This window comes from Mesorhizobium sp. M2A.F.Ca.ET.042.01.1.1 (assembly GCF_003997405.1).
Taxonomy (GTDB): domain Bacteria; phylum Pseudomonadota; class Alphaproteobacteria; order Rhizobiales; family Rhizobiaceae; genus Mesorhizobium.
On the sequence record NZ_RZRX01000448.1, the window covers coordinates 1 to 2,679 of the forward strand.

Genomic DNA, 2,679 nt, shown 5'->3' on the forward strand with positions numbered 1-2,679 from the left:
GTCTACCGCATGATCCGCGAGGCGTCGGAGGCGCTGGCGAAGCGGCTCGAGGCGAGCGTTTCGCCGACCAGCGGCCAGGTTTCCTCGACGATGTAGGGGCCGCCGCCGACCGAATCGCGCGACGACATCAGCACGAAGCGGCCGACACGGAAGGGCAACGCGGCGAAATTGCCGCGCGCCGAAAGATATTGCGCGACATCGAGCGGGCTTGCATTGCGCAGGCGCGCCAGCGTCACATGCGGCGAGAATTTGCGCGGGTCGGCCGGCAGGCCGAGCCGCTGGCAGATGCGGTCGATCTCGCCCTGCAGCGCCGTCAGGTCCGGCGAGGCGGACACGCCGGCCCACACCGCATGGGGCTTCTTGCCGCCGAAGGCGCCGACGCCCGAGAGCGTCATCTGGAATGAGGGGCGGTGAACCCTGTCGAGGGCGTTGGCGATCTCGTCGGCGACATGGCCTTCGACATCGCCGATGAAGCGCAGGGTCAGATGGTAGTTTTCGACGTCGATCCAGCGCGCCCCGGGCAGCCCGCCCCGGAGCAGGGACAAGGAGAGAGCGGCGTCACGCGGAATTTCGAGGGCGGTGAAAAGACGTGGCATGTGAAGCCTCCTGTCCTCGAATCGAAACTCTCAGCCCTAGCGAATCATCGATATCAGCGCGGGGCAAGCGGTTTGTTGTCCACAATGTTTCCCCAGCGGAAAGCGTGGCTTTTCGGTCTCACGACGCACCGCCATTCGCGGCAATGGCCTTTTCGACCACGGGGAGGATGCGCTCGACCATGATGTCGACCCCCTTGGGATTGGGATGCAGACCGTCTTCCAGCTGCAGGTCGGCGTGGCCGGCGACGCCGTCGAGGAAGAACGGATAGAGCGGGAGGCCGTATTTCTCGGCGAGCCGCGGATAGATGGCGTCGAACGCCTTCTGGTAGTCGGCGCCGAGATTGGGCGCGGCGCGCATGCCGGCCAGAAGCACCGCAATATTGCGCTGCTTCAGCTTGCCCAGCATGGCGTCGAGGTTCTTCTCGGCGATGTCGGGCGAAAGACCGCGCAGCATGTCGTTAGCGCCGAGCTCGAGGATCACCAGCCTTGTGCCGTCCGGCACCGACCAGTCGAGCCGCGCCAGCCCGCCGCTCGAGGTGTCGCCGGATACGCCGGCATTGGCCACGGTGACGTCGAGGCCCTTCGCCTTCAAGGCTGCCTGCAGCCTGTCGGTGAAACCCTGGCCGGGGGCGAGACTGTAGCCCGCCATCAGACTGTCGCCGAAGCCGACGATGGTGAAGGTGGCGGCGCGCGCCGACGAAATGGCGCCGCAAAGGCCAAGGAAAAGGATGAGGCCTGCGAAAACGACTGGGGCTGTGGCAAAACGATGTTTGAATGCCATGCGGCGAGCCCCATATGACCGGAACACCCAAGGAAGGAGACACGGGCCGTCTCCCTTTTCCACATATAGGGCGCTTTTATTGTGACAGAAGCCGTCATCGCGTTGAGGGACGTATCGCTGACGCTCGGCGAGGGCGCGTCCTCCGTCCATGTGCTGAAGGGCGTGAGCCTGGACGTGGCGGCCGGGCAAGCCACCGGCATTGTCGGCCCATCGGGCTCGGGCAAGTCGACGCTGCTGATGGTTCTTGCCGGCCTGGAAAGGGTCGATTCGGGCACGGTTCGGATCGCCGGCGAGCTGATCAACGGCAGAAGTGAAGATCAGGTCGCTTCGTTTCGGGGGCGAAATATTGGCATCGTGTTCCAGTCCTTCCATCTCATCCCCAACATGACGGCGCTGGAGAATGTCGCGGTGCCGCTCGAGCTCGCCGGCCATGCCGACCCGTTCGGGGTGGCCGCCCGCGAGCTCGCGGCGGTCGGGCTGAGCGATCGCGTGACGCATTATCCGGGCGAGCTTTCCGGCGGCGAGCAGCAGCGCGTGGCGATCGCCCGGGCGCTGGCGCCCTCGCCGCGCATCCTCATCGCCGACGAGCCGACCGGCAACCTCGACCAGGCGACGGGAAAGCAGATCGCCGATCTTCTGTTCGCCAAGGCGGCGGAACGCGGCATGACGCTGGTGCTGGTAACGCACGATCCGGCGCTCGCCGCGCGCTGCGCGCGCCAGGTGTCGATGCGCTCAGGGCGGATCGAGGACGCTGCTCAGCTTAAAGTGACGGCATAATCGCATGGCGGAGACCCCCTCATCCGGCCCTTCGGGCCACCTTCTCCCCAAGGAGAGAAGAGATCGCCGAGGCCGGCACCTCCCTCTTCTCCCCACCGGGGAGAAGGTGGCCGCGAAGCGGCCGGATGAGGGGGCCTGGCTCCGGACATTGAAGCTCGCAATCCGCTTCTCGCTGCGGGAGATGCGCGGCGGCCTGTCGGGTTTCATGATCTTCCTGGCCTGCATCGCGCTGGGCGTCGCGGCGATCGGCGGCGTCAATTCGGTGGCGCAGGCGATCTCGGCCGGCGTCGCCAACCAGGGCCAGACGCTGCTCGGCGGCGATCTGCGCTTCCAGGTCAACCAGCGCAGCGCTTCGGATGTCGAGCTTGGCTTCATCAGGAGCCTCGGCACGGTGTCGCTCAATTCCGGCATGCGCTCGATGGCGCGGCTGGAAGACGGCTCCGACCAGGCGCTGGTCGAGGCCAAGGCCGTCGACGACGCCTATCCGCTCTTTGGCGCGCTGAAGACCGATCCGGCGCTGCCGAG

The 2,679-nt window shown here is 66.4% G+C and carries 3 protein-coding genes and 1 pseudogene; 2 read left to right on the forward strand and 2 right to left on the reverse strand.

Translation table 11 applies throughout. The features are described 5' to 3' along the window. Window positions 1-2 precede the first annotated feature (2 nt). Entirely contained in the window at window positions 3-596 is a 594-nt protein-coding gene (gene thpR / locus EOA23_RS33435) for an RNA 2',3'-cyclic phosphodiesterase (RefSeq protein ID WP_127307196.1), read from the reverse strand. A gap of 118 nt (window positions 597-714) precedes the next feature. Further along, window positions 715-1,377: an arylesterase gene (locus tag EOA23_RS33440; RefSeq protein WP_127307197.1), complete on the reverse strand. Its 663-nt coding sequence runs from the start codon at window positions 1,375-1,377 to the stop codon at window positions 715-717. 81 nt (window positions 1,378-1,458) lie between these two features. Between EOA23_RS33440 and EOA23_RS33445 the strand changes: the two genes are divergently transcribed. Then, on the forward strand, window positions 1,459-2,154 hold the full coding sequence (locus EOA23_RS33445) for an ABC transporter ATP-binding protein (protein ID WP_127307198.1): 696 nt from the start codon (window positions 1,459-1,461) through the stop codon (window positions 2,152-2,154). 4 nt (window positions 2,155-2,158) lie between these two features. Beyond that, window positions 2,159-2,679, forward strand: a pseudogene (locus EOA23_RS33450) (ABC transporter permease); the annotation flags it as partial.